This window comes from Clavibacter rahimiani (assembly GCF_052654495.1).
In genome coordinates this window covers 521,756-547,423 of record NZ_CP199790.1, presented here as the reverse complement: position 1 = coordinate 547,423, position 25,668 = coordinate 521,756, and the positions used below count along the sequence as shown (strand labels likewise).

Genomic DNA, 25,668 nt, shown 5'->3' with positions numbered 1-25,668 from the left:
ATCCCCTCCCGGCGGCGCGTCCGCTCCCGTCGGGTCCGCGCGGTCAGTGCCCGCGATGGTCCTGCACGGTCATGCGCGGGCCGAACCGGGGCTTCCGGAAGCCGCTCGCCTCGATGAGGCGCATCACCCGCTGACGGTGGCCGCGCCACGGCTCCAGCAGCTCGAGCATGCCGTCGTCGTCGACCGCGTGGCCGGCGAGCGCCCATCCCACGGTGTCGTGCACGTGGAAGTCGCCGACGCTCACGGAGTCGGGGTCGCCGTGCGCGCGCTGCGTGGTCTCCGCCGCCGTCCAGATGCCGACGCCGGGGATCGAGCGGAGCCGCCGCGTGATCTCCTCGCTCCCCCGGCCGAGCGCGAGCGTGCGCTCGAGCCCCGCCGCGGAGGTCGCGACGGCGATGAGGGTGCGCGAGCGCTTCGGGTCGACGCCCGCGCGGTGCCACTCCCACGACGGGATGAGGCGCCACCGCTCGGGCGCGGGCAGGACGCGCATGCCGGCGGGCACGGGGCCGGGGGCGGGCTCGCCGTGCGCGAGGATCAGCTGCCGCCACGCCCGCCGGGCCTCGAGCCCCGTGACCTTCTGCTCGAGCACCGCGGACGCCATCGCCTCGAAGACGTGGTTGGTGCGCATGAGCCGGAGCGCGGGCAGGCGGCGGCGGGCGTCCCGGAGGAGCGGATGCGCGGAGACGTCGAGGTCGGACCAGTCGTCGCCCTCGCCGAGGAGCTCCGGCACGCCCGCGATCGCCCACTCGGCGCCCGGGCCCCAGGCGCGCGCGTCGACGCCGCCGTCGGGCCGCGGGTCGAGGCGCAGCGACGCCGGGCCGAGCGGCGTGCGGGCCGTGCGCCACACGCCGACGCGGCGGGCGCCGGGCGGGGCCGGATCCCAGCGGCAGGTGGGATCGACGACGCCGCGGAACAGGGGACGGAGGACGAGCCGGAGGTCGACCTCGCGGTCGGGCAGGTACGCGGTGCGCGCGTCGGGCGCCGTCCCCTCCGTCGCGCCCTGCTCCATCCCCTCAGGGTACGCACGGCCGCCGACCGTCCCGGCTACGGCCGGCGCTCGCCGCCGGGCCCGCGGCGGCGGCGGTCCCGTCCACCACGAGGTCGGCCCGGCCGCGCGTGCCCTCGATGAGCACCGCGTTCGCGCCGTCGACCTCGCGGGCCCAGGCCTCCGCCGCGCTGGGCGCCCGCCCGCCCGCCGTGTGCCGGTCGACGAGCCGGGAGAACCGCTCCTCCGCGGGCGTCGCGCAGAACCACGACTCGTCGACCTCGGCCGCGACGAGCCCCCACGGCTCCTCCTCCACCAGCAGGTAGTTGCCCTCCACGACGACGAGCCGCGCGGACGGCTCCACGGCGAGCGCGCCCGTGACGCCCTCGTCCACGGCGCGGTCGAAGGACGGCGCGTAGACGACGTGGTCGGTCTCCGCGCGGATCCGCCGCACCAGGGCGAGCACGCCCCAGCCGTCGAACGTGTCGATGGCGCCCTTGCGGTCGTGGCGGCCGAGCCGGTCGAGGGTGGCGTTGGCGAGGTGGAAGCCGTCCATCGGCACGTAGGCCGCGGTGCCCGACCCGGCGATCAGGTCGACGCGCGCCACGAGCGCCCGCGCGAGCGTCGTCTTCCCGGCGCCCGGGCTGCCCGCGATGGCGAGCACGGCGCGGCGGCCGTCGCGGGCCAGGCCGAGGGCGCGGCGGGCGAGGGCGTCGAGGTCGCCGTGCGGGGCGGATCCGGCGGGCGGTCGAGGGTCCGGGCTGGTCTCCATCCGACCAGTCTCGCGGGGCCGTGCCCCATGATGGTCCTGTGCGCATCGGAATCCTCACCTCAGGCGGAGACTGCCCCGGACTCAACGCGGTCATCCGCGGGGCGGTGCTCAAGGGAACGACCATCCACAAGCAGGAGTTCGTGGGCTTCCGCGACGGCTGGCGGGGCGTCGTCGACGGCGACGTCATGCCGCTCGCGCGCCGCGACATCCAGGGCATCGGCAAGCAGGGCGGCACGATCCTCGGCACCAGCCGCACGAACCCGTTCGAGGGCGACGGCGGCGTGGAGCGGATCCAGGAGAACCTCGACCGCCTCGGCATCGACGCGATCCTCGCCATCGGCGGCGAGGGCACCCTCGCGGCCGCCAAGCGCCTCACCGACGCCGGCCTCAAGATCGTCGGCGTCCCCAAGACGGTCGACAACGACCTCGACGCCACCGACTACACGTTCGGCTTCGACACCGCGGTGCAGATCGCGACCGACGCCATGGACCGCCTCCGCACCACGGGCGACTCGCACAGCCGCTGCATGGTGGCCGAGGTGATGGGCCGCCACGTCGGCTGGATCGCGCTGCACTCCGGCATGGCCGCGGGCGCGCACGCGATCCTCATCCCGGAGCAGAAGACGTCGATGGACCAGATCATCGGCTGGGTCCGCGCGGCCTACGACCGCGGGCGCGCGCCGCTCGTCGTCGTCGCGGAGGGCTTCGTGCCCGAGCACGCGTCCGACGCGCACGGCGAGCGCGGCCTCGACGCGTTCGGGCGTCCGCGCCTCGGCGGCATCGGCGAGCAGCTCGCGCCGATCATCGAGGAGCGCACGGGCATCGAGACCCGCGCCACGACCCTCGGCCACATCCAGCGCGGCGGCACCCCGTCGTCGTACGACCGCGTGCTCGCGACCCGCCTCGGCCTCGCCGCGGTCGACAGCGTGCGCGACGGCCACTGGGGCCGCATGGTCGCGCTCCGCGGCACCGACATCGTCCACGTGGGCTTCGAGGAGGCGCTCGGCCGCCTCAAGACCGTGCCGCAGCACCGCTACGACGAGGCCGCGATCCTCTTCGGCTGATCCCGGTCGACCGCCTGGCCGCTCGCGCTCCCGCTCGCGCCGCGCGACGGCCCGGGCGTAGCGTGACGGCATGACGTACCGCGCGCTCGTGGCCGAGCAGACCGTCGCCGACGACGGCACCCAGGGCATCGAGGTGGCGCTGCGCGACCTCCCCGACGCGCAGGCGACGGGCGGCGCGGACGGCCCGGGCGACGGCGAGGTCGTGCTCGACGTCCTCTTCTCGAGCGTCAACTACAAGGACGGCATGCTGCTCGGCGGCCGTCCCGGGATCGCCCGGACCAGCCCGCTCGTCGCCGGCATCGACGCCGTCGGCACGGTCGCGGCGGGCGGATCCCCGGCCTTCTCCCCCGGCGACCTGGTCGTCCTCAACGGCGCCGGCCTCGGCGAGAGCCGCGACGGCGGGCTCGCCGAGCGCGTGCGCGTGCCCGCCGCGGCGCTCGTGCGCGTCCCCGACGGGATCTCCGCGGCGCGCGCCGCCGCCATCGGCACCGCCGGGTTCACGGCGATGCTCTCGGTTCTGGCGCTCGAGCGCGGCGGCGTCGCGCCCGGGTCCGGCGACGTGCTCGTCACGGGCGCGGGAGGCGGGGTCGGATCCGTGGCGGTCGCGCTCCTCGCGCGCCTCGGCCACCGCGTGGTCGCGAGCACGGGCCGCGTCGCGGAGCTCGGCGACCGGCTGCGCGCGCTCGGCGCCGCGGAGGTGATCGACCGCTCGGAGCTCGGCGAGCCCGGCCGGCCGCTGCAGGGCGCACGCTGGGCGGGCGCGGTCGACAGTGTGGGCAGCGCGACCCTCGTCAACGTCCTCGCACAGACCCGGTGGGGCGGCGTCGTCACGGCGGCGGGCCTCGCGCAGGGCCCCGACCTGCCGGGCACCGTGCTGCCCTTCATCCTCCGCGCCGTGACGCTCGCGGGCATCAACTCGGTCGAGGCGCCGGCCGCCCTCCGCCGCGAGGCCTGGACGCGACTCGCCTCCGACCTCGACCTCGCGCTCCTCGACTCCATCACGAGCACCGTGCCCCTGGACGGGGCCATCGCGGCGGGCGAGCGGATCCTCGCGGGCGCCTCGAGCGGGCGCGTCGTGGTCGACGTCCGCGCCTGACCCGCCCGCCCTCGGCGTCCGCCGGCATGCGGCCGGGTCCGACCTCCGGTCCGCGCTACCCTGGGCGCGACGCGGCACCCGGCCGCCGGAGTGAGGGAACATGACCGCGGTCGCCGCCACCGGAACCATCTTCGTCACGCTCGCGGCCCTGCTGCACGTGTTCTTCTTCCTGCTCGAGAGCGTGTGGTTCGACCGGCCGTTCGCCTGGAAGCGCTTCGGCGTCGCCGACCAGGAGAAGGCGCTCATCATCAAGCCGTGGGCCTACAACCAGGGCTTCTACAACCTGTTCCTCGCGCTCGGCGCGGGCCTCGGCCTGATCCTCTACTTCGTCGGCAACGTCCCCGCCGGCCTCACCCTCGTGCTGTTCACGACCGCCTGCATGGTGCTCGCGTCGATCATCATCGCCAGCACGGGCAAGAAGTACCTGCTGCCCGCGCTGATCCAGGGCGTGCCGCCGCTGCTCGGCCTCGTGTTCTTCGCCGCCGCCTCCTGAGACCCCGCCGAGGGTCGATCCGCGCGCACCGTCGCGCCCTTCCGCGACGCGGGGTGATGAGGTTAGGCTCACCTACATCATGACCGTCGTCCCCCTCACCGAGGCCCTCCGCCACCGAGCACGGCCGCGCGCCGAGGCGCAGGACGCGGACGAGTTCATGACCGCGCTCGTGACGGGCCGCGGCTGCCGCGACGACTACGTCGCCCTCGTCGCCCAGCACTACTTCATCTACCGCGCCATCGAGGCGGCCACGCAGCGCATGGCGTCGGATCCCGTCGCCGCGCGCTTCATCGACCCGCACCTCACGCGCCTCCCGGCCATCGAGGCCGACCTCGAGTTCCTGGTCGGGCCGGACTGGCGGGAGGTCGTCCGTCCGCTCGCGAGCACGGCCGCGTACGTCGAGCGGATCGAGCGGGTCGCGTCCGTCTGGGTCGGCGGCTTCGTCGCGCACCACTACACGCGCTACCTCGGCGACCTGTCCGGCGGACGCCTCCTCCGCACGCTCCTCCAGCGCCAGTTCGGCTTCGACACGAACGGCGTGGGCATCTACCTCTTCGCGGAGATCGCCGAGCCGCGCCGCTTCTGCAGCACGTACCGCGAGGCGCTCGACCAGGTGCCGTGGGACGACGACGAGCGCGCCCGCGTCGTCGCCGAGGTCGAGCACGCGTACCGCCTCACCACCGACGTCTTCGCCGAGCTCGCCCGCGGGCGCGCGACCGCGCCGCTCCGCCGGGCCTGATCCGCCCTCCCCCGCCGGCTTCCCGCCGTCCCCCGCGCGTCCACCCGTCGGGCGGATCCGGCGTCCGGGGTCGGGCATAGGCTCCGGACATGGACGGCTACGACCTCGACTTCCTGCCCATCCCGCTCCCGCTGCCCGAGGCCCCGGCCGACGCGCAGCCCGTGCGGCTCGACTACCTGCACTTCACGGTGCTCATGGACACCGACCGGCGCCTCGCCGCGCTCACGGCCGTGAACATCGACGGCGGGCGCCTCGTCGACGTGGAGCGCTCCGACGACTGGCACCTGGATCCGCGCCTCCCGGCGGACCAGCAGTGCGGCCCCGAGCTGTACGCGCGCAACGACATCGACCGCGGGCACCTCGTGCGGCGGCGGGACCCGGTGTGGGGCGAGATCGCGGAGGCCGCCCGGGCGAGCGCCGACACCTTCGCGTACACGAACGCGGCCCCGCAGGCGGCGGACTTCAACCAGTCCAAGGAGCTGTGGCTCGGCCTCGAGGACTACGTGCTGGGGAACGCCGACCTCGGCGACCGGCGGATGACCGTGTTCACCGGGCCCGTCTTCTCGGCCGACGATCCCGTGTACCGCGGGGTTCGGATCCCGCTGATGTTCTGGAAGATCGCGGCCTGGGCGTCGGGCGACGGGCTGGCGGCCACGGCCTACCTGCTCGACCAGGCGCCGGAGCTCGGCGACCTCGACCGGAAGCCCGCGACGGCGGAGGCGCCGGAGCTCGGGCCGTTCCGCACGTTCCAGGTGGCCGTGGCGGAGATCGGCGCGCTCACGGGCTTCGACGTCACGCAGCTCGCGGCGGCCGACCGGCTCGGCGTGCCCGCGACCGCGCGTCCCGGCACGCCCGCCGACGGCCGCGACGGCTGGGTCGAGCTGGAGCGGTTCGCGGCGATCACGCTCTGAGCCGCGGGCGCACCCAGCCCGCCTCCGGGACGACGACGGGCCCGGCCGAGCGGCCGGGCCCGTCGTCGTGCGCGTCCGGCGCTACGCGGGCGGGGTCGCCGCGGCGGCCGCGCGGGCGGCGGCGGGGAGGGCGCGGATCACGCGCTCGAGCGACGCCTCGTCCATCGCGGCCGAGACGAACCACGCCTCGAACACCGACGGCGGCAGGCTGACGCCCGCATCGAGCATCGCGTGGAAGAAGGCCGGGTAGCGCCAGGTCTCCTGCGCCTGCACGGTCGCGTAGTCGACGATGCCGCGCTCGGGCGGCGTGCCGAAGGTGAAGCTGAAGAGGCTGCCGGCGCGCTGGACCGAGTAGGCGAGGCCCGCGCGGTCGAAGGCGAGCTCCACGGCGTAGATGAGGATGTCGGCGGCGATGTCGAGCGCGCGGTACACGTCGGCGTCGGCGAGGCGGAGCGTGGTGAGGCCCGCGGCGACGGCGACCGGGTTCCCGGAGAGCGTGCCCGCCTGGTAGACGGGGCCGAGGGGCGCGAGGTGGTCCATCACGTCGGCCCGGCCGCCGAGCGCGGCGACGGGGAGGCCGCCGCCGATGACCTTGCCGTAGGTGACGAGGTCGGGCGTCCAGGCGTCGGGGTGGTCGGCGGCGAGGCCGGCGTTGTCGAGGCCCCAGTAGCCGGCCGGGTGCACGCGGAAGCCCGTGAGCACCTCGTCGGAGATGAGCAGGGATCCGTCGTCGTGGGCGATGCGCGCGAGCTCGGCCGTGAAGCCGGGCAGCGGCGGCACCACGCCCATGTTGGCGGCGGCGGCCTCGGTGATCACGGCGGCGATGCGCGGGCCGTGCTCGGCGAACACGGCGCGCACGGCGTCGAGGTCGTTGTAGGGCACCACGATCGTCTGCGCGGCGATGGCCTCGGGGATGCCCGCGGAGCCCGGCAGCGCGAGCGTCGCGACGCCGGAGCCGGCCTCGGCGAGGAGGCTGTCCGAGTGGCCGTGGTAGTGACCGGCGAACTTCACGAGGAGGTCGCGGCTCGTGAACCCGCGGGCGAGGCGGATCGCCGTCATGGTGGCCTCGGTGCCGGTGGAGACGAGGCGGAGCTTCTCGACGGGGCGGCGGTCCGGGGATCCGTCGACGCCCGCGACGCGCACGCGCTCGGTGACGAGCTCGGCGAGCTCCGTCTCCGCGGGGGTGGTCGCGCCGAAGCCGAGGCCCAGGGCGGCGGCGTCCTGCACGGCCCGCACGACCTCGGGGCGGGCGTGGCCGAGGATCGCGGGACCCCACGAGTTGACGAGGTCGACGTACTCGACGCCGTCCGCGTCGGTCACGTAGGGGCCGGCGGCCCGCACCATCATGCGGGGCGTGCCGCCGACGGAGCCGAACGCCCGGACGGGCGAGTTCACGCCGCCGGGGATGACGTCGCGTGCGCGGTCGAAGAGGTCCTGGGAGTGGGTCACGGTGAGTCCTTCGGTGCCGGGCGCCGATGCGCTCGGGTGCTGCGGGCCGGACGGGGTCCGGCGGGGACGGGGAGGGTCAGCGGCGGGCGAGGCGCTCGGCCAGCTCGACGGCCCAGTAGGTGAGGATCGCGTCGGCGCCGGCCCGCTTGATGCCGAGGACGCTCTCCTCGATGGCGCGCTCGCGGTCGATCCAGCCGTTCTGCGCGGCGGCCTCGATCATCGCGTACTCGCCGGAGATCTGGTACGCCCAGACGGGCACGCTGCTGGTCGCGGCGACGTCGGCGAGGATGTCGAGGTAGCTCATGGCGGGCTTCACCATGACGACGTCGGCGCCCTCCTCGATGTCGAGCTCCACCTCGCGCATCGCCTCGCGGCGGTTGCCGTTGTCCATCTGGTACGTGCGGCGGTCGCCCACGAGCTGCGAGTCGACGGCCTCGCGGAAGGGGCCGTAGAAGGCGCTCGCGTACTTGGCCGCGTAGGCGAGGAGCGCGACGTCGTGGTGCCCGGCGTCGTCGAGGGCCTCGCGCACGGCGGCGACCTGGCCGTCCATCATGCCGCTGAGGCCGAGCAGGTGGGATCCCGCCTCCGCCTGGGCGAGGCCCATGGCGCGATAGCGGTCGAGCGTGCGGTCGTTGTCGACCACGCCGTCGGCGTCGAGCACGCCGCAGTGGCCGTGGTCGGTGAACTCGTCGAGGCAGAGGTCGGTCTGCACGACGAGCGCGTCGCCGACCTCCTCGATCGCGACGCGCGTGGCGACGTTGAGGATGCCGTCGGGGTCGCTCGCGCCGGAGCCCTCGGCGTCGCGCACGGAGGGCACCCCGAACAGCATGACGCCGCCGATGCCCGACTCGGCCGCCTCGACGAGCGCGCGGCGGAGGCTGTCGAGGGAGTGCTGCGCGACGCCCGGCATCGACGTGATGGGCGAGGCCTCCGCGAGGCCCTCGCGCACGAACATCGGCAGGACGAGGTCGGCCGCGTGCAGGCGCGTCTCGGCGGTGAGCCGGCGCATGGCCGGCGAGGTGCGGAGGCGGCGGGGGCGGTAGTAGGGGGCGGTCATTCCGTCATGTTCCGATCGAGGAGGTCGGCGAGGCCCGGGAGGCTCGCGGTGTCGACGCGCGGCTCCTCGCGGCGGGCGATGTCGACGAGGGACTGGATGAGGGACGCGGCCGAGCGCTCCGACGCGACCACGTCGACGCGGACGCCGGAGCGGCGCGCGTCCTTCGCGGTGCGCGGGCCGATGCACGCGATGAGCACGCCGTCGGGCACGTCGCCGAGCTGCTCGTGCACCTGCTCCGCGACGCTGCCGGACGTGACGAGGATGGCGCGGACGCGGCCCGAGGCGACGTCCTCGCGGATCCGGTCGCTGACGGGCACGCCGACCGTGCGGTAGGCGACGACCGAGCGGACGTCGTGGCCGCGCGCGATGAGCCCGTCGGTGAGCGTGGGCTTCGCGATCTCCGACCGGAGCGTGAGCACGCGGCGGCGCGGGGATCCGGCGGCCATCTCCGTCCACTCCTCGAGGAGCGCGGTGGCGGAGGAGTCGATGGAGGGCACGAAGTCGACCGTGTAGCCCGCGGCGACGAGCGCCGCGGCCGTGGTCTCGCCGACCGCCGCGATGCGCGTGCCCTCGGGCACGACGGCGCGGTGCGAGGACAGCACGTCGACCGTGGTGGCGCTCGTGACGGTGAGCCAGTCGAAGGTCCCGGCGGCGAGGTCGGCGAGGGCCGACTCGAGCGCCTGCGCGTCCTGCGTGGCGGCGAAGTTGATCATGGGCGCGACGACGGGCGTGGCGCCCTGCGCGCGGAGGTCGTAGGCGACGCCGTCGCCCCAGGGGCCGCCGCGGGGCACGAGGACGCGCCAGCCCTTCAGGGGCTTCAGGTCTGTCGAGGTCATCGGGTCCCTCCCAGCGGCGCGAGGTCGGCCGCTCCGGCGTCGAGGAGCTCGCGGGACACCGGTCCCGAGAGCGTGGAGGCACGTGCGCCCAGCTGGTCGAGGTCGAGCCCCGAGGTGTCGAGCTCGTGGCTCGCCGCCATGCGCTGGGATCCGTCGGGCCGGTAGACCACGGCGGTGAGGGCGAGGCGCGCGCTGGTGACGGTGGCCCACGCGCCGATGGGCGCGGCGCAGCCGGCCTCGAGGGCGGCGAGCACGCCGCGCTCGGCGAGGACGGCCGCGTGCGTGAACGGGTCGTCGACGGCCTCGACCGCGCGGCCGACCACCGAGTGCGTCTCGGCGTCCTCGGTGCGGATCTCGAGCGCGAGCGCGCCCTGGCCGGGGGCCGTGGGCCAGCGGTCGAGCTCGAGGTGCTCGGTCGCGGCGTCGATGCGGCCGATGCGCTCGAGGCCGGCGGCCGCGAGGACGACGGCGTCGAGGTCGCCCGCGGTCACGCGCGAGAGCCGGGTGTCGATGTTGCCGCGGATGTCGACCACGTCGAGGTCGGGCCGCTCGGCGAGGATCTGCGCGCGCCGGCGCGGGGATCCGGTGCCGACGCGGGCGCCGCGCGGCAGGGTCGCCAGCGTGAGTCCGTCGCGCGCGCACAGCACGTCGCGGGGATCCTCGCGCGTGGGCACGGACGCGACCGTGAGGCCGGCGTAGGGCGTCGTCGGCAGGTCCTTGAGCGAGTGGACCACGAGGTCGCACTCGCCGCGCAGGAGCGCCTCGCGCAGCGCGCTCGCGAACACGCCGGTGCCGCCGAGGGTCGCCAGGGACTCGCGCGACGTGTCGCCGTGCGTGGTCACGGGCACGAGCTCGACCTCGAGTCCCGACGCGCCGGTGATCTCCTCGGCGATCGCGCGCGTCTGGGCCAGGGCGAGCGCGCTCCCCCGGGTCCCGATGCGGAGCGTGGTCGTCGGAGCCGGCGTCGTGGGACCGTCCGTCACGGTGCCAGCCCGGAGACGGCGGGCTTGAAGCCGAGCCGCACGTTCTCGCAGCAGCCGGGACGGCAGACGTCGTACCAGGGCCCGAGGTCGGTGACGTGGGGGCGGTCGGCGGCCTTCATGCCGTCGCGGCGCTCCAGCACGAGGTCGATGAGGCCGTCGACGTACGCGGCGTGCACGCCCGGCGTGGGGACGCGCACCGAGTACAGGCCGTTCTCGGCGGCGGACTCGGTGGCCTCGTTGTCGAGGTCCCACTTGACCTCCATGTGGTCGCTCACGAAGCCGAGCGGCACGATCACGACGGCGCGGCGGCCCTGGGCGGGCAGCTCGCCGATGGCGTCGTTCACGTCGGGCTCGAGCCACGGCATGGAGGGCGGGCCGGAGCGCGACTGGTAGACGAGCTGCCACGGCACGTCCTGCTCGATGCCGAGCTCCTTGCGGACCTCGTGCATGACGACCTCGGCGACGGCGAGGTGCTGCGCCGCGTAGGCGCCGTCCTCGTCGAAGCCGCGCTCGGCGGGGCCGGACTTGGCCGCGTCCGAGGAGGGGATCGAGTGCGTGGAGAAGAGGATCTCGACGTCGGTCGCGAGGTCGACGGGCGCGCCCTCGGCCTCGAAGTGGGCGACGACGTCGCGGATCCCGTCGCGCGTGCCCTCGATGAACGGCGTGACGAAGCCCGGGTGGTCGAAGAACTGGCGCACCTTGTCGATGCGGATGACGCCCTGCAGGCTCGTGTCCTCGAGCGCGTCCGCGAAGTCCTCGCGGTACTGGCGGCAGGAGGAGTACGAGCTGTACGCGCTCGTGGCGACGGCGATGAGCTGGCGGTAGCCCTTCTCCTCGGCCTCGCGGAGCGCGTCGTTGAGGTACGGGCCCCAGTTGCGGTTGCCCCAGAGCACGGGCAGGTCGATGCCGCGCTCGGCCAGGCGCGCCTCGAGGGCGGCCTTCAGCTCGCGGTTCTGCTCGTTGATGGGGCTGATGCCGCCGAACGCGCGGTAGTGGTGGGCGACCTCCTCGAGGCGCTCCTCGGGGATGCCGCGGCCCTGCGTGACGTTGCGGAGGAACGGGATGACGTCGTCCTGGCCCTCGGGGCCGCCGAAGGAGGCCAGCAGGATCGCGTCGTAGGCGACGGGCTCCTCGACGTGCGCGGGGCCCATCTTGGCGGCCTCGCTCGCGGCGGAGACGAGGGCGCCGGGGGCGCGCGGGGCGTCGGTGGCGGGGGCGGGCTTGCGACCCAGGTTCACTGCGGCCATTACTGGAGGACCTCCACGAGCTCGGCGGTGGTGATGCGGCGGCCCGTGTAGAACGGGACCTCCTCGCGCACGTGACGGCGCGCGTCGGTGTTGCGCAGGTCGCGCATCATGTCGACCAGGTCGACGAGCTCGTTCGACTCGAGCGGCAGGATCCACTCGTAGTCGCCGAGGCCGAACGACGAGACCGTGTTGGCGATGACGCTCCGGAAGGCCGCGCCCTGGCGGCCGTGCTGGGCGAGCATGCGCCCGCGCTCCTCGGGCGGCAGCAGGTACCACTCGTAGGAGCGGACGAAGGGGTAGACGCAGAGCCAGTCGCGCGGCTCCTCGTTGCGGAGGAAGCCGGGCACGTGCGCACGGTTGAACTCGGCGTCGCGGTGCACGCCCGCGGCGCTCCACGAGGGGATGAGCGCGCGGATGAGGCGCGCGCGGCGGATCTCGCGGAAGGCCCACTGCAGGGTCTCCATCTGGGGGCCGTGGATCCAGACCATGAGGTCGGCATCGGCGCGCATGCCGGAGACGTCGTAGAAGCCGCGGACGGTGACGCCCTCCGCCTCGACGATGGAGACGATGCCGTCGAGCTCGTCGACCGCGCCGGGCACCTCGCGACCGTCGAGGTCGTCAGGGCGCTGCGGGTCGCGGCGGAGGACGGCCCAGAGGGCGTAGCCGCTGGGGCCGGCCTCGGGGGTCGTCGCGTCACCGGGACGCGCCTCTCCGGAGGGGTCGATCGGGGGGACCTGAGATGCCGCCGACTCGGCAGCCGGGATGCTCATGATCTCCATGGTACGTCGCGCGGACACCCGGCCCCGCATCGGCCGGACGCCCGTCAGATCATTCGCGGCCTACCGGGCGTCGCGGCCCGTCAGCGCGAGCAGCCGGACCTGCAGCGGGGCGTCCTCGGCGACGGGCACGGGCGACGCGAAGAGGCCGCTGGCCTCGAGCGTGTCCTTCTGGGGCGCGAACACCGTCCAGGTGGCGCGCACGAGCTCGTCGTCGATGCGCTCGTCGGCGCCGGTCGCGCGGGCGAGGTCCCAGCCGTGGATCACGACGTCGGACAGCTGCTCGCGCAGGTACTCGCGGGCGGGCACCCGGTCGGTCGAGAGCACGACGGGGCGCTCCGGGTCGACGGCCCGCCAGGCCTCGAGCGCCTCGCGGGAGTAGCGGCCCCACTCGGCGACGAGGTCGTCGTCGAGGTCGCGGATGAGCGGCTTCCCGGTCTCGGCGGTGTGGCCGGCGAGGAGGAGCGGCACCCACTGCTGCTCCTCGATGACGTGCGACACGAGCTCGCGGACGTCCCACTCGACGTCGGGCGTCGGGGCCGTCCAGTCGGTGACCGCGCCCAGCCGGTCTGCGAAGCCGCTGTGCGCGCGGCGGAGGAGGTCGTGCCAGTCGAGGTCGGTGTCCATGGTCGCGCTCCCGTCGGTGGTGTCCCGGGGGAACGTCCGCGGTGGGCGCGCGCATTCCCGGGCACCGCGGGCGCGGTCCCCGGCGGCCGGGCGCGGGTCAGGCCGGGGGCTGCCGAGCCGCGGAGAACTGGTGGCGCGGCGCGCGGAGGGCGCGGAACGGATCCGTGCCCGCGAGCCCCTGCAGCCCGGGCGCGAGCACCCCGAGGATCCCGACCACCGCCACCAGCACGACGAGGAGGCGCGGCCAGCCGGACGCGACCGTGTGCACCACGGCCATGGGCTCCAGCAGGTTGACGCCGACGAGGAACACGGTCGCCGAGACGGCGAGCGACATGGCCGCGCCGTCCGCGATGCCCACCACGGCGAGGACCACGAGCACCCACAGGCCGTACCAGGGGTAGACGACGGGCGACATGGCGACGATGCACGCGAACGCCAGCGCGAGACGGGCCTCCCCCGAGAGCGTGCGCGTCGTGAGGATGCACCAGGCAGCGCCCGCGAAGCCCAGCAGGATGCCGGCCGTCTTGATCCCGCCCTCGACGGCGCCGCCCGGCCCGCCGAACGCATCGACCAGCGGGCCGAACGCGCCCGCGGCGAGGCCGAACGGCATGAACCACGAGACGACGGACACGGGGCTCGACAGCGCGCCGATCCAGCCGAGGCCGACGCCCAGCACCTCGCCGGCGAGCGCGAGGAGCCCCATGGCCGCGATGCCGGAGGCGGTCCACGCCGCCCAGACGCGGGGGTCGCGCGTGGGCGGGCGGAGTCCGGGCACGGCGCCCACGGACCCGTCGACGGCCACGCCCGCGGGCGCGAGGTCGTCGCCCCGGCGGGCGCGCATCTCCGCGTGCACGATGGCGACGATCGGCAGGGCGACGAGCGCGATGGGCTTGACCGCGACGGCGGCGGTGACGAGGACCACGGCCAGCACCGGCCGGGAGTCGATGGCGGCGAGGAGGCCCGCGACCAGCAGCCCCATCATGAGCGCGTCGTTGTGGGCGGCGACCACGAAGTTGAAGATCACGAGGGGGCTCGCGGCGAGGAACCACACGGTCCGCACGGGGTCGATCCGGCGGCGTCGGGCGATGCGGAGGCCGCACGCCACCATGAGCACGACGCCGACGACCGCGACCGCGCGCGCCGCGAGGACCGCCGCCTCGAGTCCGAGCGCCGTGTCGATCCCGCCGATGCCGCGCTCGATCGCGAGGTACAGCGGACCGTAGGGAGCCGGGTTGTGCGCCCAGAGCGGGTCGACGCCCGTGCTCCGCCAGTCGGACAGCACGGCGGGCCCGTGCTCGTACGGCGAGAGGCCGGCCCCGAGCACGCGGCCCTGGGCGATGTACGAGTAGACGTCGCGGCTGAAGAGCGGCGCGCTCACGAGGAGCGGGGCGGTCCAGAGGGCCGCGAGCCGGAGGGTGGCGCGCAGCCCCGACGCGCCGAGGCGCGGGAGCAGGGCGCCGAGGAGGAGCCAGGCGGCGGTGAGCATCAGGCCGCCCACCACGACGGCGACGGATGCCGTTCCCGTGGCGACCGGTGACACACGGAGCGCGCCGACGAGCGGGAGCCGCGCCAGCTCCGACTCGGCTGGCGCGTGGCCGACCACGACCGAGGCCACGACCAGCAGGAGCGAGCCGCCGAGCCCGACGAGCGCCGGGAGCACCAACGGGTGCTTGCCGAGGTCGCCCGGGTCCCGCCCCTCCCGACGTCGCGGGAGGGCGGGCTCCCCCGCGGTCATGACGAGCGCTCCCGCCGGGAGGTCAGCGACGCGCGGCGCGGGCCACGGCCCAGACCACGCCGCCGACCACGACGACGGCGCCCACGCCGACGGCCACGAGGAGCAGCGGGTCCTCGTCGGCCGTGCGGCGGATGCGGCGTCGGAGGTCGGCGATGCCGTCCTTCGCCCGGCGGCGGACGTTCAGCTTCGCCTCGAGCGCGTCGAGCGTCGCGGAGATCTCCTCGCGGGTGTGCTGGATGTCGAGCTTCAGCTCGGTGCGGGAGCGGGGTCCCACGGGGCGGGGGCGGTCAGTGGTCATACTTGCCGGTCCCCTTCACCGCGTCGACGTCCTCCTTGATGCTGTCCACGGTGTCCTCGGGCGTCGGCGGGACGCCCTTCTTGAACCAGCGGAGGCCGAGCAGGGCCAGCACTACCGTGATGAGGAGGAACACGCCCGCGACGATGAGCGCGGCGAGCCACGGCGCGAACGCCTCGGACAGGCCGAGGATCGCGGCGGCGACGAGCACCAGGAACGCGATGAACGCGAAGAACAGCGCCACGGCGAACAGCGCCGAGCCGATCCCCGCGTGCTTGAGCTTCGAGACGAGCTCGTTCTTGGCCGACTCGATCTCGTCCTTGATCAGCTGGACGATGAGCGTCGGCAGGTCGGCGACGAGCCGGACGAGCGAGCGCTTGCTCTTCGGATTGAAGTCCTGATCCGTCATGCGGGTTTCCCTCCTGGGGATGGGCGGGCGGGTCAGCGGGTGGTGCCGGAGCCGTTCGGCTCGGGCGATGCGGGGTCCATGGTCGGGTACGTGGTGGTCGACGCGCTCGAGGGGGCGGAGCCCGTCGAGGAGTCCTTCTTGCCGCCGGTGACGGTGCCGACGACCTTCTTGGCGCCGCCGACGACCGCGTGCGCGACGTCGGGGGTGTGGTCCTTCACGAAGCCGGCCGCGTTGTCGACCTGGCGCTGGACCTTCGGGTCGTCCCAGACCTTCTTGGCGTTCGTGCGGATCTGCTCGTAGCGCTTGCGTCCGGCGCGGGCGCCGAGGATGTAGCCGACACCGGCTCCGGCGACGAAGAGAAGCTTGCCTTTCATGGGAGATCTCCGATCGTTGAGGGGGCACGTGCAGCACACGTCCGTCCAGCGTATCCCTCCGGCACGTCGCCGTGGTCGGGGGCGGCGGGCCGGTCGGTGCCCGGCCAGGGGGCCGGTGCGGGCCGCATCAGGAGGCGAGCACGCGGTCGGCGGCGGCCAGCGCGTCCGCCACGACGGAGGCGAGGCCGGTGCCCGCGACGGCGGATCCGGTGATCTCGAGCCCGGGGTGCTCGGCGGCCTCGTCGCGCACCGCCTGCACGCGCTCGCGGTGCCCGGAGGCGGCGAACGGGAGGGCGTTGGTCCAGCGCACGCGGGCCGATCCGGTGACGCGGCCCGCGAGGTCGACCCCCAGGAGCGCGGACGCGTCGCGCACGGCGATGGCCGCGAGCTCGTCGTCCGGCACGCCCGCCGTGTCGTCGTCGCCGCCCGCGCGCCCGTAGGAGAGGCGGAGCACGTGGCGGTCGCCCGCGAGGTCCCTCAGCCACGGCCACTTGGCGGTGGCGTGCGTGAGGGCCTTGGCGCGGATCCCCGGGACGTCGGCCGCGACGAGCACGCCCGTGCCGCGCGGGGCCGCGTCGAGCTCGGGCGCGCGGACGACCAGCGTGACCAGCTCCACGGACGACGGCTCGGGCCAGCCCGCTGTGACGCGGCTCGGGGCGAGGCCGGTGAAGAGGCGGAGGAGGCCGGCGGCGGGGATCGCGAGGACGACGCGCCGGGCGTCGATGCCGCGGCCGTCGGCGAGGTCGACGTGCCAGTCGTCGGAGGCGGCGGCGCCCGCGTGCGAGCGGTGCCGGTGCACGGACGCGACGGCGAGCGAAGTGCGGATGTCGACGCCGAGCCGCTCCAGGTCGGCGACGAGCGCGTCGACCAGCAGGTGGACGCCGCCGACGATGCCGCTCACGGCGGATCCGGCGGGCGAGGCGGCGCGCATCGACGCGACGGCGCGGCCGAGCGAGCCCTGCTCGGCGAGGCCCTGGCGGAGGCCGGGCGCGACCGCGTCGGCGTCGACCTCGTCGGGGTGCGCGCTGTGCACGCCGGAGACGATGGGGGCGACGAGCCGGTCGACGACGCGGTCGCCCATGCGGGCCCGCACCAGGCCGCCCAGCGTGCGCTCCTTCGCGCCGACGGCGGCCGGGAGCAGCAGGTCGGCCTTGGCGCGGGCGACGCCGGCCCGGCCGATGGCGGTCGCGATGGTGGGGTCGAACGGGTGCGCGGGGATCCCGAGCAGACCCGTGCGCGGGAGCTGGATGGCGCGCTCGGCGAGCTGCACCCACGCGCCCTCCGGGTTCGGCTGCACGATGCGGTCCGCGAGGCCCAGCTCCGCGAGGTAGGCGGCGACCGTGCCGCGGCGCGTGGCGAAGCTCTCGGCCCCGCTGTCGAGGCGGAGGCCGTCGACCACGTGGGATCCGACGGTGCCCCCGAGCGCGGGCGACGCCTCCACGAGGATCACGCGCTCGCCGGCCAGCGCGCAGGCGCGGGCCGCGATGAGCCCGCCCACGCCGCCGCCGACGACAACGACGTCGGTCGGGTCGACCTCGCCGGCCGCCTGTCGGGGATCGCTACTCACGGACGAGGTCCACGATGCGGGTGAGCACGGTCGGGTCGGTCTCCGGCGGGACGCCGTGGCCGAGGTTGAGGACGTGCGCGGGCGCCGCCTTCCCACGCTCGAGCACGTCGCGGACGTGCGCCTCGAGGATCGGCCACGGGGCCGCCAGCAGGGCCGGGTCGATGTTGCCCTGCACGGGCACGGACCCGCCGAGGCGGCGCGAGGCCTCGTCGAGGGGGATGCGCCAGTCGACGCCCACCGTGTCGACGCCCACGTCGCGCATGGCGCCGAGGAGCTCCCCGGTCCCGACGCCGAAGTGCACGAGCGGGACGGTGCGGCCGTCGGCCGCGGTGACGGTGCGCACGTGGTCGAGCGCGAGGGCGGACGCCGGGGCGACGCGCTCGGTGTAGTCGGCGAGCGAGAGGCCGCCGGCCCACGAGTCGAAGAGCTGGGCGGCGGAGGCGCCCGCCATGACCTGCGCGTGCAGGAAGACGCCGGTGATCTCGGCGCACCAGCGCATGAGGGCGTCCCAGGCGTCGGGATCGGCGTGCATGAGGCCGCGGGCCGCGATGTGGTCCTTGCTCGGGCCGCCCTCCACGAGGTACGCGGCGAGCGTGAACGGGGCGCCGGCGAAGCCGATGAGCGGGGTGTCGCCGAGCTCGGCGACGGTGCGCGCGACGGCCTGGCGGATCGGCTCCAGCGCGGCGGGGTCGAGCGACGGGAGCGCGGCGACGTCGGCCGCCGTGCGCACGGGCTGCTCCAGCACCGGGCCGCGGCCCGCGACGATGTCGACGCCGACGCCCGCGAGCTTCAGGGGGATGACGATGTCGCTGAAGAAGATGCCCGCGTCCACGTGGTGGCGGCGCACCGGCTGCAGCGTGATCTCGCTGGCCATCTCCGGGTCGAGGCACGCGTCGAGCATGCGGGTGCCGACGCGCAGCTCGCGGTACTCCGGCAGCGACCGGCCGGCTTGGCGCATGAACCACACGGGTGCGCGCTCGCCGCGGTGGCCGCGGTACGCCTCGACGAGGAGCGAGGACGCGGTGCGGGTGTTGAGCGGGTGCTCCGCGGGGAGGGGGACGGCGGCGGACGCGGGCGCGGAGGCGGAGGTGGGCGTGATCACGGGGAAGATCATCGCATCCCCCGCCTGCGCGCCCGCCCTGCTGGGGAGGGGGCGGACGGCCCCCGCGGACGTAGTCAGGGTGCCCTCACCGGCCCCGAGCACGGGGTGGGGAGGTTTACCATGGGGTGTGCTCATATGTCTGACGGCGAGTCATCACAACGCCAGCTTCGAGGTCCTCGAGAAGCTGTCCGTGGCCGCACCCTCCGTCGCCGGCACGCTCATGGAGCAGAACGACTTCATCGCGGGGGCCGTCGTCCTCGCCACCTGCAACCGCTTCGAGGCCTACCTCGACGTGGAGGAGCCCCTCACCGCGGCCCGCGCGCTCGCCGTCGAGGCCACGGTCGACGTGGTCAGCGGGGCGAGCGGCATCGACCGCGACGCCGTCCGCGGCAGCGTCGACGTGAAGTGCGGCGACGCGGTCGCCGAGCACCTCTTCGCCGTCTCCTCCGGGCTCGAGTCCGTCGTCGTGGGCGAGGGCGAGATCGCCGGCCAGGTGCGCCGGGCCCTCGAGGGCGCGCGCACGGGCGGCACCACCAGCACGGGCCTCGAGAGGCTCTTCCAGACCGCGTCGAACACGTCGCGCGGAGTCAAGACCCGCACGGGCCTGCAGAGCGCCGGGCGCTCGATGGTCCGCCTCGCGCTCGACCTCGCCGAGAGCCGCATCGCGGACTGGGCCGCCACGCGCGTCCTCCTCGTCGGCACGGGCGCCTACGCGGGCGCGAGCCTCGCCGCCCTCCGCGACCGCGGCGTCGTGGACGTGCACGTCTACTCCCCCTCGGGCCGCGCCGCGAAGTTCGCCGGCCCGCACGGGATCCCCGCGGTCGAGGGCCGCGACCTCCTGCGCGCGCTCGCCGCGTCCGACGTGGTCGTCACCTGCAGCACCGCCCCCGCCGCCGTCCTCGCCGCGCACCACATGCAGGGCGCCGCCGCGGTCTCCGGGGACGGGCGCCGCCGCCTCGTCATCGACCTCGGCCTCCCCCGCAACGTGGATCCCGACGTCGTCACCGTCCCGGGCGTCGAGCTCCTCGACCTCGAGACCATCAGCCTCCACGCGCCGCTCCGCGACCTGACGGCCACGGAGGACGCCCGCGAGATCGTGAGCACCGCCGCCGCCGAGTTCCGCGCCGCCAGCGCCGAGGACGCCGTCGCGCCCGCGGTCGTCGCGCTCCGCACCCACATCTTCGACGTCCTCGAGGGCGAGCTGGAGCGGGTCCGCGCGCGCGGCGACTCCTCCGACGCCACCGAGAAGGCGCTCCGCCACCTGGTGAGCGTCCTCGTGCACCAGCCCTCCGTGCGCGCCCGCGAGCTCGCGCGCCAGGGCGAGGGCGCCCGCGTGGTCGACGCCGTGCAGGCGCTCTTCGGCCTCGACGTGGAGCTGCCCGCCGCGGTCTCCTCCCCCGTCGCCGTCGCCCTGCCGCGCACGGCCGAGGCGGGCTCGGCGTCGTGAGGCCCCGCATCCTCCGCGGCCCGCGCCTCGACGCGCCGCTCAGGATGACCGAGCCGGTGCGCACCGAGCGCCTGGTGATCCGGCCCTACACGGCCGACGACCTCGACGACTACGCCGACATCCAGCGCCGGCCCGACGTGGTCGAGTACATGTTCTGGCCGCTCCGCGACCGCGAGGCGTCCAAGCGCCACCTGGCCGCCCGCCGCCGACAGACCCGCCTCGAGCAGAGCCACGACTTCCTGGGGCTCGCCGTCGAGCTGCCGGGCGAGCCGAGCCTCAACCCGCGCGCCGGATCCGGACGGGTCGTCGGCGACGTCTCCCTCCTCCTGCGGAACGCGCCCTCGCGCCAGCTCGAGGTCGGCTGGGTCATGAACCCGGACTTCGCGGGCCGGGGCTACGCGACCGAGGCCAGCCGCGCCATGCTCGACATCGCCTTCGCGCGTGCGGGCGCCCACCGCGTGCTCGCGCAGCTCGACGCCCGCAACGCCTCGTCCGCGCGCATGGCCGAGCGCCTCGGCATGCGCCGCGAGGGGCTCTTCCGCGAGGAGCACCTCGTGAAGGGCGAGTGGGTCGACAGCCTGTACTACGCCGTGCTGGCCGACGAGTGGGCGGCCATGCCGCCCGCGACGACCTGACCCGGGGCATCCCGGTGGACGGCGACCTGCCCGCGCTCGACCCGGTCGAGGTGCGCGGTCCCGTGCGCACCGCGCGGCTCGTGCTGCGCCCCTTCACGCCCGACGACGTGGTCGCCCTCGACGCCTACGCGGCGGCTCCCGACGTGCGGCCGCACCTCGCCGGATCCTCGTCCGACCCCGCCCGCATGCTGGCCGACCGCCTCGGCTGGACCCGGCTGGCCGAGGTCGGCGACCGCCTCGCGCTCGCCGTCGAGCTGCCGGCGCAGGGGCCCCGGCCGGCGCGCGTCGTCGGCGAGGTGCACCTGCTGCTCCGCGACCCCGGCGCCCGGCAGGCCGAGCTCGGCGTCGTGCTGCACCCGGACGCGCGCGGCGCGGGCCTCGCGGTGGAGGCGGCCGACCGGATCCTCGCGCTCGCGTTCGACGAGGCGGGCGTGCACCGCGTCGCGTGCCGGGTCGACGCCGCCGACGCGTCCGCGCTCGCCTTCGCCGCGCGCCTCGGCATGCGGCGCGAGGGGCTCCTCGTCCACGACCGGTGGGTGCACGGCGCGTGGGCCGATACCGTGGTCGTCGCGCTGCTCGACGTGGAGTGGGCGGCTCGCACGAGCCTCGACGGACTGTAGGAGGACCGCGTGACATCGACCCCCGACCCCGCCGGACGACCGGCCGCCCCCGTCCTCGACGATGATGACGACGACGATGACGACGACGACCTCGACGAGGCGGATCCCGGCCTCACCGCCGCCGGTCGGCGCACCGCTGACGAGCGTCCCCTCCGCGTGTCCGCGCTCGCCCTCATCCGCGACCGGCGCGTGCTGATGGTGCGGGTCGAGGGGCAGGACGTCCTCTACCTGCCCGGCGGCAAGATCGAGCCGGGCGAGGGCGCGCGGCAGGCCCTCGTGCGGGAGGCGTCGGAGGAGGTCGGGCTCGACATCGACCCGGCCAGCATCGAGGACCTCTTCACCGTCCTCGAGGACGCGCACGGCGCGCACGCGGGCCGCCTCGTGAGCATGACCGTCTACCGCGCCGAGCCGCGCGCGGGCACCCGGCAGGAGCCCGTGGCCTCGGGCGAGGTGGCCGAGGTGGAGCTCGTGGGATCCGCGGACGCGGACCGCTGCCCGCCCGCCGGACGGGCGGCGCTGGAGCGCCTCGTGGCGCTCCGGCTCATCGACTGACGGCGTCGTCCCCGGGGGCGGCGGCGTCCGCGGCGTCCGCCTCGGCGACGGCCGCGGATCCGCCCGCGAGCTCGGCCGCGCGGGTCGCGCGCACCTTCCGCCGCTGGTCGACGAACGCGCCGACGGCCGCCAGGGTCGCGATGCCGCCCGCCACGAGCGTGCCGGTCACCTCGCCGACCCCGTCCACCTGCACGGCGGCCACGAGGATCGCGACGGTGAACGCCGCCATGACGACGGCGACCGCGAGGATCAGCCAGGACAGGAGCCCCTTCGCGCGGGCGTCGGGGGTGCGGGTGGCCATGCGCCCATCCTCCCACGCACCGCGCCGCGGCCCGCGGCCGGGCCCAGCCCGTGCGTCCGGTGGGAGCGGGGTGACGCCGGGCGCGCGCGGGCGTAGCGTCGGAGACGTCCCATCCACCGAACGAAGGAGCGATGCATGAGTGCAGACGACAAGGCCCAGAACACCGGCGAGAAGCTCGCGGGGAAGGCCGAGGAGGCCTTCGGGAAGCTGACGGGCGACGACAGCAAGGTCGCCCACGGCGAAGCGAAGCAGTCCGGGGCAAGCGCCAAGCAGGCCGGCGAGAACGTGAAGGACGTCTTCAAGAAGTAGGACTTCCGGAGGGACGTCCCTCCTGAGAGGCGAGGGGCCGGGTGCCGAGCATCCGGCCCTTCGTCATGCCCGGGGGCCGTGCGTCTCGGATCGGGCGTCCGGATCCGCGTCGGCCACCGCCCGCAGCGCCCGCCGGTCGGGCTTGCCGGAGGGCAGCGTCGGCACGACCGCGATGCCGCGCACGACCGCGGATCCCGCGACCCGGCCGAGGCGCGCCGCGAGCTCCCGCCGCACGCGCTCGCCCAGCGCCGCGTCCACGGATCCGGGCGTGAACACGACCGGCCGCTGACCCCAGCCCGCGTGCTCGCCCGGCACGACGACGGCCTCGCCGAGGGCTCCGTGCCAGGCGGCCAGGGATCGCACGGCCTCCTCCACGGCGGCGAGCCGGAGCTTCTCGCCGCCCGAGATGACCACGTCGTCGAGCCGCCCGGTGACGCGCAGCACGCCGTCGACCAGCTCGCCGCCGTCCCCGGTGCGGTACCAGCGGCGCCCGTCGTGCTCGCCGAACGCGGCGTCGGTCGCGGCGGGGTCGCCGAGGTAGCCCTCTGCGAGCATGGGTCCGGCCAGCTCGACCTGGCCGTCGACGACCGCGACCTCGGTCGTGGACACGGGGACGCCGTCGTAGACGCAGCCGCCCGCGGTCTCGCTGGATCCGTAGGTGCGCACCACGCGCCACCCCAGCGCGGCCGCGCGGTCGACCAGGTGCGGCGCGGTCGCCTGGCCGCCGACGAGGATCGCGTCGAGCCGCCGGACGGCGTCCCGGACGCGGCGGGCGTCCCCGGCGCCGGCGGCCGTCCCGTCGGGGCCACCACCGCCTTCGGCCGCCTCGACCAGACGGTGCAGCTGCGTCGGCACCAGCGACGTGTACCGCGCCACGCGCGGGTCGAGCGTCGCGGCGAGCTCCGCGAAGGCGCGCGGGTCGAAGCTCCCGGGAGCGAGGACCGCCGGGGCCGTGCCCGCCGCGATCGAGCGGACGAGCACCTGCAGGCCGGCGATGTAGTGCGTGGGGAGCGCGAGGATCCACTGCCCCGGCGCCCCGAGCGCGGTCTGCGACGCGGCGGCGCTGGCCAGCAGCGCGTCCGCCGACAGGGCCACGCGCTTGGGCCGCCGGGTGGTGCCGGACGTCTCCACGACCAGGGCGACCCGGCGCTCCACCTCGGCCGGCGGCGGGCCGTCGCCGTCGGGCGCGTCGACCGGCCGGGCGAGCAGCGCCGGGCCGTCGCCCGCGAGCGCGGCCCGGAGGAGCGGCACCACGTCGGCGCCGCTCGCGGTCAGCCGCTCGAGCCGCCTCACGCGCGCACGGCCCGTGGGATCAGAACTGCCACGGGAACGGCGACCAGTCGGGGGCGCGCTTCTCGAGGAACGAGTCGCGCCCCTCGACGGCCTCGTCCGTGCCGTAGGCGAGGCGCGTCGCCTCGCCCGCGAAGACCTGCTGGCCGACCATGCCGTCGTCCACGGCGTTGAAGGCGTACTTCAGCATGCGGATCGCCGTGGGCGACTTCCCGAGGATCGTCTCGGCCCAGTCGAGCGCGGTCGACTCCAGCTCGGCGTGCGGCACGACCCGGTTCACGGCGCCCATCTCGTACATGCGCTGCGCGCTGTGCTCCTCGGCGAGGAAGAAGACCTCGCGCGCGGCCTTCTGCCCGACCTGGCGGGCGAAGTACGCGGATCCGTACCCGCCGTCGAAGGACCCGACGTCGGCGTCCGTCTGCTTGAACCGGCCGTGCTCGGCGGAGGCGATCGTGAGGTCGCAGACCACATGCAGCGAGTGCCCGCCGCCCGCGGCCCAGCCGGGGACGACCGCGATGACGACCTTCGGCATGAAGCGGATGAGGCGCTGGACCTCGAGGATGTGCAGGCGTCCCGCGCGCGCCGGGTCGACGCCGTCCGCGGTCTCGCCCTCGGCGTACTTGTAGCCGTCGCGGCCGCGGATCCGCTGGTCGCCCCCGCTGCAGAACGCCCAGCCGCCGTCCTTCGGGCTCGGGCCGTTGCCGGTGAGGAGCACGACGCCGATGCGCGGATCCTGGCGGGCGTCGTCGAGCGCCTGGTACAGCTCGTCGACGGTGCGCGGCCGGAAGGCGTTGCGCACCTCGGGCCGGTCGAACGCGATGCGGGCGACACGTCCCGCGAGGTCGTGGTGGTACGTGATGTCGGTGAAGCCCTCCGCGAGGGGCACGTCGCGCCAACGGGTGGGATCGTGGATGTCGGAGACCTGCTTCACCATGCGTCCAGCCTAGGCGGAGGGTGGAGGGCCGGCCGCGGGGCGGTCCGCCGCCGCGGGTGCGAGGCTTGGGCCATGATCCCCGCCCTGGACGACCTCCTCGCCACCGCCCGCGTCGTCGCCCTCCCGCTCCGCACGCGCTTCCGCGGCCTCGACGTGCGCGAGGCCGTCCTCCTCGAGGGGCCGCTCGGCTGGACCGAGTTCTCGCCGTTCGTCGAGTACGACGACACCGAGTCCGCCGCGTGGCTCGAGGCCGCGATCGACTTCGGCTGGACGCCGCCGCCCGCGCCGCTGCGCGACCACGTGCTCGTGAACGCGACGATCCCCGCCGTCGAGCCCGCGCGGGTCGCGGAGGTGCTGGCGCGCTTCCCCGGCTGCCGCACCGCGAAGGTCAAGGTCGCCGAGCACGGCACGGTGCTCGCCGACGACGTGGCGCGCGTCGCCGAGGTCCGCCGGCTGCTCGGGCCCGAGGGCCGCGTGCGGATCGACGCGAACGCCGCCTGGAACGTGGACGAGGCCGAGCACGCGATCCACGCCCTCGCCGCGTACGACCTGGAGTACGTGGAGCAGCCCTGCGCGACGGTGGAGGAGCTCGCCGAGCTGCGGGGGCGGATCCACCACCTCGGCGTGCCGATCGCCGCCGACGAGAGCGTGCGGAAGGCGGAGGACCCGCTGCGGGTGGCCCGCGCGGGTGCCGCCGACCTGCTCGTGATCAAGGCGCAGCCGCTCGGCGGGATCCACCGCGCGCTCCGCATCACGCAGGACGCGGGCCTGCCCGTCGTCGTCTCCAGCGCCCTCGACACGAGCGTCGGCATCGCGATGGCCGCGCACCTCGCGGCCGCGATCCCGGAGCTGCCGCACGACTGCGGCCTCGGCACCGTCTCGCTCTTCGTCGAGGACGTCGTGGCCGAGCCGCTCGTGCCGGTCGACGGCCGGATCCCCGTGCGCCGCGTGACGCCGGATCCGCGCCTCCTGGACGCGCACGCCGCGGACCCGGACCGACGGGCGTGGTGGCTCGACCGCATCCGCCGGACGCACGCGGTGCTCGCCCGCGGCTAGGGGCACG

29 protein-coding genes are annotated in these 25,668 nt (G+C 75.5%); 11 read left to right on the top strand and 18 right to left on the bottom strand.

The window, feature by feature from the left end:
• Nucleotides 1–43 precede the first annotated feature (43 nt).
• Together ACT7CP_RS02770 and ACT7CP_RS02765 are read right to left on the bottom strand one after the other, a co-directional pair.
• Complete coding sequence (locus tag ACT7CP_RS02770) at nt 44–1,009, bottom strand: DNA-3-methyladenine glycosylase family protein (RefSeq protein WP_445443281.1); 966 nt, start codon at nt 1,007–1,009, stop codon at nt 44–46.
• A gap of 4 nt (nt 1,010–1,013) precedes the next feature.
• A complete protein-coding gene (locus ACT7CP_RS02765) occupies nt 1,014–1,757 on the bottom strand; it encodes a nucleoside/nucleotide kinase family protein (RefSeq protein WP_445443280.1) in 744 nt (247 codons plus the stop codon).
• A 38-nt stretch (nt 1,758–1,795) separates the two neighbouring features.
• On the opposite strand from ACT7CP_RS02765, the gene ACT7CP_RS02760 reads away from it, so the two are divergent.
• From ACT7CP_RS02760 to ACT7CP_RS02740, 5 genes are all read left to right on the top strand, one after another.
• Entirely contained in the window at nt 1,796–2,821 is a 1,026-nt protein-coding gene (locus ACT7CP_RS02760; RefSeq protein WP_413962359.1) for a 6-phosphofructokinase, read from the top strand.
• A 70-nt stretch (nt 2,822–2,891) separates the two neighbouring features.
• Complete coding sequence (locus tag ACT7CP_RS02755; protein ID WP_445443279.1) at nt 2,892–3,917, top strand: acrylyl-CoA reductase family protein; 1,026 nt, start codon at nt 2,892–2,894, stop codon at nt 3,915–3,917.
• A gap of 100 nt (nt 3,918–4,017) precedes the next feature.
• The gene (locus tag ACT7CP_RS02750; protein WP_413962357.1) at nt 4,018–4,410 is read left to right on the top strand and encodes a DUF1304 domain-containing protein; all 393 of its coding nucleotides are present in this window, start codon (nt 4,018–4,020) and stop codon (nt 4,408–4,410) included.
• 79 nt (nt 4,411–4,489) lie between these two features.
• Nucleotides 4,490–5,149: a biliverdin-producing heme oxygenase gene (locus ACT7CP_RS02745; protein ID WP_445443278.1), complete on the top strand. Its 660-nt coding sequence runs from the start codon at nt 4,490–4,492 to the stop codon at nt 5,147–5,149.
• 89 nt (nt 5,150–5,238) lie between these two features.
• Nucleotides 5,239–6,060 (top strand): DNA/RNA non-specific endonuclease, encoded by an 822-nt coding sequence (locus ACT7CP_RS02740; RefSeq protein WP_445443277.1) that lies wholly within the window; start codon nt 5,239–5,241, stop codon nt 6,058–6,060.
• An 81-nt stretch (nt 6,061–6,141) separates the two neighbouring features.
• On the opposite strand, the gene hemL is transcribed toward ACT7CP_RS02740, so the two are convergent.
• The 13 genes from hemL to hemE form a co-directional block, all read right to left on the bottom strand.
• The gene (gene hemL, locus ACT7CP_RS02735; protein WP_445443276.1) at nt 6,142–7,509 is read right to left on the bottom strand and encodes a glutamate-1-semialdehyde 2,1-aminomutase; all 1,368 of its coding nucleotides are present in this window, start codon (nt 7,507–7,509) and stop codon (nt 6,142–6,144) included.
• Between the two features lie 76 nt (nt 7,510–7,585).
• Nucleotides 7,586–8,566 (bottom strand): porphobilinogen synthase, encoded by a 981-nt coding sequence (hemB, locus tag ACT7CP_RS02730; protein WP_445443275.1) that lies wholly within the window; start codon nt 8,564–8,566, stop codon nt 7,586–7,588.
• Nucleotides 8,563–9,402 carry a uroporphyrinogen-III synthase gene (locus tag ACT7CP_RS02725; protein ID WP_413962352.1) on the bottom strand — a complete coding sequence of 280 codons (840 nt, stop codon included), beginning with the start codon at nt 9,400–9,402 and terminating at the stop codon, nt 8,563–8,565. Before ACT7CP_RS02725 ends, hemB begins: the two co-directional genes overlap by 4 nt.
• Entirely contained in the window at nt 9,399–10,385 is a 987-nt protein-coding gene (hemC, locus tag ACT7CP_RS02720) for a hydroxymethylbilane synthase (RefSeq protein WP_445443274.1), read from the bottom strand. The genes ACT7CP_RS02725 and hemC overlap by 4 nt, the downstream gene beginning before the upstream one ends.
• On the bottom strand, nt 10,382–11,632 hold the full coding sequence (locus tag ACT7CP_RS02715; protein ID WP_413962350.1) for a ferrochelatase: 1,251 nt from the start codon (nt 11,630–11,632) through the stop codon (nt 10,382–10,384). Before ACT7CP_RS02715 ends, hemC begins: the two co-directional genes overlap by 4 nt.
• The gene (gene hemQ / locus ACT7CP_RS02710) at nt 11,632–12,402 is read right to left on the bottom strand and encodes a hydrogen peroxide-dependent heme synthase (protein WP_413962349.1); all 771 of its coding nucleotides are present in this window, start codon (nt 12,400–12,402) and stop codon (nt 11,632–11,634) included. Before hemQ ends, ACT7CP_RS02715 begins: the two co-directional genes overlap by 1 nt.
• A 69-nt stretch (nt 12,403–12,471) precedes the next feature.
• Complete coding sequence (locus ACT7CP_RS02705) at nt 12,472–13,035, bottom strand: TIGR03086 family metal-binding protein (RefSeq protein WP_413962348.1); 564 nt, start codon at nt 13,033–13,035, stop codon at nt 12,472–12,474.
• Between the two features lie 97 nt (nt 13,036–13,132).
• Complete coding sequence (mptB, locus tag ACT7CP_RS02700) at nt 13,133–14,770, bottom strand: polyprenol phosphomannose-dependent alpha 1,6 mannosyltransferase MptB (protein WP_445443273.1); 1,638 nt, start codon at nt 14,768–14,770, stop codon at nt 13,133–13,135.
• A 22-nt stretch (nt 14,771–14,792) separates the two neighbouring features.
• Entirely contained in the window at nt 14,793–15,068 is a 276-nt protein-coding gene (locus tag ACT7CP_RS02695) for a DUF3618 domain-containing protein (protein WP_413962346.1), read from the bottom strand.
• Nucleotides 15,058–15,474: a phage holin family protein gene (locus tag ACT7CP_RS02690; RefSeq protein ID WP_413962345.1), complete on the bottom strand. Its 417-nt coding sequence runs from the start codon at nt 15,472–15,474 to the stop codon at nt 15,058–15,060. Before ACT7CP_RS02690 ends, ACT7CP_RS02695 begins: the two co-directional genes overlap by 11 nt.
• Before the next feature lie 32 nt (nt 15,475–15,506).
• Nucleotides 15,507–15,848: a YtxH domain-containing protein gene (locus ACT7CP_RS02685; RefSeq protein WP_445443272.1), complete on the bottom strand. Its 342-nt coding sequence runs from the start codon at nt 15,846–15,848 to the stop codon at nt 15,507–15,509.
• Between the two features lie 127 nt (nt 15,849–15,975).
• Entirely contained in the window at nt 15,976–17,415 is a 1,440-nt protein-coding gene (gene hemG / locus ACT7CP_RS02680; RefSeq protein WP_445443271.1) for a protoporphyrinogen oxidase, read from the bottom strand.
• Nucleotides 17,408–18,529: a uroporphyrinogen decarboxylase gene (gene hemE / locus ACT7CP_RS02675; protein WP_445443270.1), complete on the bottom strand. Its 1,122-nt coding sequence runs from the start codon at nt 18,527–18,529 to the stop codon at nt 17,408–17,410. Before hemE ends, hemG begins: the two co-directional genes overlap by 8 nt.
• A 115-nt stretch (nt 18,530–18,644) precedes the next feature.
• On the opposite strand from hemE, the gene ACT7CP_RS02670 reads away from it, so the two are divergent.
• Genes ACT7CP_RS02670 through ACT7CP_RS02655 form a run of 4 tightly spaced genes read left to right on the top strand, consistent with a single transcriptional unit; the run spans nt 18,645 to nt 21,771 of the window.
• Nucleotides 18,645–19,964: a glutamyl-tRNA reductase gene (locus ACT7CP_RS02670; protein WP_413962341.1), complete on the top strand. Its 1,320-nt coding sequence runs from the start codon at nt 18,645–18,647 to the stop codon at nt 19,962–19,964.
• Entirely contained in the window at nt 19,961–20,599 is a 639-nt protein-coding gene (locus tag ACT7CP_RS02665; RefSeq protein WP_445443269.1) for a GNAT family N-acetyltransferase, read from the top strand. The genes ACT7CP_RS02670 and ACT7CP_RS02665 overlap by 4 nt, the downstream gene beginning before the upstream one ends.
• A gap of 14 nt (nt 20,600–20,613) precedes the next feature.
• On the top strand, nt 20,614–21,219 hold the full coding sequence (locus ACT7CP_RS02660; RefSeq protein WP_445443268.1) for a GNAT family N-acetyltransferase: 606 nt from the start codon (nt 20,614–20,616) through the stop codon (nt 21,217–21,219).
• Between the two features lie 9 nt (nt 21,220–21,228).
• The gene (locus tag ACT7CP_RS02655) at nt 21,229–21,771 is read left to right on the top strand and encodes an NUDIX hydrolase (protein ID WP_445443267.1); all 543 of its coding nucleotides are present in this window, start codon (nt 21,229–21,231) and stop codon (nt 21,769–21,771) included.
• Here ACT7CP_RS02655 and ACT7CP_RS02650 read toward each other — a convergent pair.
• On the bottom strand, nt 21,761–22,072 hold the full coding sequence (locus ACT7CP_RS02650; RefSeq protein WP_413962337.1) for a hypothetical protein: 312 nt from the start codon (nt 22,070–22,072) through the stop codon (nt 21,761–21,763). The two genes, ACT7CP_RS02655 and ACT7CP_RS02650, sit on opposite strands and share 11 nt — an antisense overlap.
• Nucleotides 22,073–22,207: 135 nt before the next feature.
• Between ACT7CP_RS02650 and ACT7CP_RS02645 the strand changes: the two genes are divergently transcribed.
• Nucleotides 22,208–22,381, top strand: coding sequence for a CsbD family protein (locus ACT7CP_RS02645; RefSeq protein WP_307503985.1), 174 nt, complete (start codon nt 22,208–22,210; stop codon nt 22,379–22,381).
• A gap of 63 nt (nt 22,382–22,444) precedes the next feature.
• On the opposite strand, the gene ACT7CP_RS02640 is transcribed toward ACT7CP_RS02645, so the two are convergent.
• Nucleotides 22,445–23,674 carry an AMP-binding protein gene (locus ACT7CP_RS02640; RefSeq protein WP_445443266.1) on the bottom strand — a complete coding sequence of 410 codons (1,230 nt, stop codon included), beginning with the start codon at nt 23,672–23,674 and terminating at the stop codon, nt 22,445–22,447.
• A gap of 19 nt (nt 23,675–23,693) precedes the next feature.
• Nucleotides 23,694–24,605 (bottom strand): 1,4-dihydroxy-2-naphthoyl-CoA synthase, encoded by a 912-nt coding sequence (locus ACT7CP_RS02635; protein ID WP_445443265.1) that lies wholly within the window; start codon nt 24,603–24,605, stop codon nt 23,694–23,696.
• 72 nt (nt 24,606–24,677) lie between these two features.
• Here ACT7CP_RS02635 and ACT7CP_RS02630 point away from each other — a divergent pair, with 72 nt between their 5' ends.
• On the top strand, nt 24,678–25,661 hold the full coding sequence (locus ACT7CP_RS02630) for an o-succinylbenzoate synthase (protein WP_445443264.1): 984 nt from the start codon (nt 24,678–24,680) through the stop codon (nt 25,659–25,661).
• The last annotated feature ends 7 nt before the right edge of the window (nt 25,662–25,668 follow it).

What these genes read in the sequence shown, in the direction of transcription:
- ACT7CP_RS02770 (WP_445443281.1), bottom strand. Translation starts at nt 1,009, where the DNA reads ATGGAGCAGGGCGCGACGGAGGGGACGGCGCCCGACGCGCGCACCGCG.
- ACT7CP_RS02765 (WP_445443280.1), bottom strand. Translation starts at nt 1,757, where the DNA reads ATGGAGACCAGCCCGGACCCTCGACCGCCCGCCGGATCCGCCCCGCAC.
- ACT7CP_RS02755 (WP_445443279.1), top strand. Translation starts at nt 2,892, where the DNA reads ATGACGTACCGCGCGCTCGTGGCCGAGCAGACCGTCGCCGACGACGGC.
- ACT7CP_RS02750 (WP_413962357.1), top strand. Translation starts at nt 4,018, where the DNA reads ATGACCGCGGTCGCCGCCACCGGAACCATCTTCGTCACGCTCGCGGCC.
- ACT7CP_RS02745 (WP_445443278.1), top strand. Translation starts at nt 4,490, where the DNA reads ATGACCGTCGTCCCCCTCACCGAGGCCCTCCGCCACCGAGCACGGCCG.
- ACT7CP_RS02740 (WP_445443277.1), top strand. Translation starts at nt 5,239, where the DNA reads ATGGACGGCTACGACCTCGACTTCCTGCCCATCCCGCTCCCGCTGCCC.
- hemB (WP_445443275.1), bottom strand. Translation starts at nt 8,566, where the DNA reads ATGACCGCCCCCTACTACCGCCCCCGCCGCCTCCGCACCTCGCCGGCC.
- ACT7CP_RS02725 (WP_413962352.1), bottom strand. Translation starts at nt 9,402, where the DNA reads ATGACCTCGACAGACCTGAAGCCCCTGAAGGGCTGGCGCGTCCTCGTG.
- ACT7CP_RS02715 (WP_413962350.1), bottom strand. Translation starts at nt 11,632, where the DNA reads ATGGCCGCAGTGAACCTGGGTCGCAAGCCCGCCCCCGCCACCGACGCC.
- hemQ (WP_413962349.1), bottom strand. Translation starts at nt 12,402, where the DNA reads ATGAGCATCCCGGCTGCCGAGTCGGCGGCATCTCAGGTCCCCCCGATC.
- ACT7CP_RS02705 (WP_413962348.1), bottom strand. Translation starts at nt 13,035, where the DNA reads ATGGACACCGACCTCGACTGGCACGACCTCCTCCGCCGCGCGCACAGC.
- mptB (WP_445443273.1), bottom strand. Translation starts at nt 14,770, where the DNA reads ATGACCGCGGGGGAGCCCGCCCTCCCGCGACGTCGGGAGGGGCGGGAC.
- ACT7CP_RS02695 (WP_413962346.1), bottom strand. Translation starts at nt 15,068, where the DNA reads ATGACCACTGACCGCCCCCGCCCCGTGGGACCCCGCTCCCGCACCGAG.
- ACT7CP_RS02690 (WP_413962345.1), bottom strand. Translation starts at nt 15,474, where the DNA reads ATGACGGATCAGGACTTCAATCCGAAGAGCAAGCGCTCGCTCGTCCGG.
- ACT7CP_RS02685 (WP_445443272.1), bottom strand. Translation starts at nt 15,848, where the DNA reads ATGAAAGGCAAGCTTCTCTTCGTCGCCGGAGCCGGTGTCGGCTACATC.
- hemE (WP_445443270.1), bottom strand. Translation starts at nt 18,529, where the DNA reads ATGATCTTCCCCGTGATCACGCCCACCTCCGCCTCCGCGCCCGCGTCC.
- ACT7CP_RS02650 (WP_413962337.1), bottom strand. Translation starts at nt 22,072, where the DNA reads ATGGCCACCCGCACCCCCGACGCCCGCGCGAAGGGGCTCCTGTCCTGG.
- ACT7CP_RS02645 (WP_307503985.1), top strand. Translation starts at nt 22,208, where the DNA reads ATGAGTGCAGACGACAAGGCCCAGAACACCGGCGAGAAGCTCGCGGGG.
- ACT7CP_RS02635 (WP_445443265.1), bottom strand. Translation starts at nt 24,605, where the DNA reads ATGGTGAAGCAGGTCTCCGACATCCACGATCCCACCCGTTGGCGCGAC.
- ACT7CP_RS02630 (WP_445443264.1), top strand. Translation starts at nt 24,678, where the DNA reads ATGATCCCCGCCCTGGACGACCTCCTCGCCACCGCCCGCGTCGTCGCC.